This window comes from Azospirillum sp. B506 (assembly GCF_000333595.1).
Lineage (GTDB): Bacteria > Pseudomonadota > Alphaproteobacteria > Azospirillales > Azospirillaceae > Azospirillum.
Map to the genome: position 1 here is coordinate 1 of NZ_BADK01000496.1, position 1,427 is coordinate 1,427.

A 1,427-nucleotide genomic window follows, 5' to 3' on the forward strand; every position below is an offset into this window, starting at 1 on the left:
ACGGCCTCTATGCGCTGACCTTCGGGATCGGCGCCCCCGTGGTCGGGGTGCCCGGCGCGCTGATGACTCTGCTGGTCGATGCCCGGCCGCAGCTGGCGCCGGAATACACGCTGCTCAGCTTCATCATCGTCATCGTCGGCGGGCTGGGCAGCCTGCCCGGCGCGCTGCTGGGCGGCGTGCTGATCGGCATGTCGGAGGCGCTGGCCGGCTTCCTGCTGACGCCGTCCCTGAAATCCCTGTTCAGCTATGGTGTGCTGATCGTGGTTTTGCTGCTGCGCCCGCAAGGGCTGTTGGGGAAACGGTCATGAGCGGCTTTCTGGGAGTGACGGGCCGCGGCATGGCGCTGCTGGTGCTGGCGGCGCTGGGGCTGGCGGTGGCACCCTTCGTCGCCGACCGCTATCTGGTGTCGGTGCTGACCACCGTGCTGTGGTTCGCCTATGTCGGGCAGGCCTGGAACGTGATGATGGGCTTCTCCGGCCTGCTGTCGCTGGGCCATGCACTGTATGTCGGCCTCGGCGCCTATGTCAGCGCGGCGCTGTTCGTCCATTTCGGCATCGGTCCCTGGGCCGGCATGGTTGTGGCGATGCTGGTCGCGGTGGTGGCCGGCTGCGTCATCGGCTTCCTGGGCTTCCGCTTCGGGGTGAAGGGTGTGCATTTCGCACTGCTGACCATCGCCTTCGCCGAGGTGGCGCGCATCGGCTTCGACCACATCACCTGGGTCGGAGGCTCCGGCGGCTTTTTCCTTCCGGTGGAGGCGGGGGCGAGCGATCCGCTGAACCTGCGCGGCTCGCCGGTGCTGTTCTATTACGTCGCGCTGGCGCTGGTGGTCGGGGCGCTGTTCCTGTCGCGCGCGCTGCTGCACAGCCGGCTGGGTTATCAGTGGCTGGCCGTGCGCGAGGAACCGGACGCGGCGGAGGCGTCGGGGGTCGACCTGTTCCGCGCCCGCATGTCCGCGGTTGCGGTGTCGTCCGCCCTGACCGCGCTGGGCGGGGTGTTCCAGGCCTTCTATTTCAACAACCTGTTCCCGGAGCAGGTCTTTTCCATGGGCCGCTCCATCGAGATCATCCTGCCGGCCATCGTCGGCGGCATCGGCACGCTGGTCGGCCCGATCCTGGGCGCCTTCATCCTGACCCCGCTGGGCGAGGTGCTGACCTTCCTGATCGAGGCCGGCGGGCTGGATCTGCCCGGTCTGAAGCAGCTGTTCTATGGCGCGGCGCTGGTGGCGATCGTGGTGTTCCGGCCGGAGGGCGTGTGGCCCTGGCTGGCCCGGCGCCTGCGTCTTGTCCGCCAGCCGGGGGAGGGTGTCTGAGATGACGGCGTTGCTTGAGGTCGAACGCCTGTCCAAGCGGTTCCGCGGACTGAAGGCGGTGTCGGAGGTCAGCTTCTCCGTGCCGGAAGGCCGCATCCTGGCGCTGATCGGCCCGAAC

1 protein-coding gene and 1 pseudogene are annotated in these 1,427 nt (G+C 68.5%); both read left to right on the forward strand.

Annotation, left to right across the window (positions count from 1 at the left end):
• Nucleotides 1-308, forward strand: a pseudogene (locus I71_RS14910) (branched-chain amino acid ABC transporter permease); the annotation flags it as partial.
• A complete protein-coding gene (locus I71_RS14915) occupies nt 305-1,309 on the forward strand; it encodes a branched-chain amino acid ABC transporter permease (RefSeq protein ID WP_042695640.1) in 1,005 nt (334 codons plus the stop codon). The pseudogene I71_RS14910 and the gene I71_RS14915, both read left to right, overlap by 4 nt.
• The last annotated feature ends 118 nt before the right edge of the window (nt 1,310-1,427 follow it).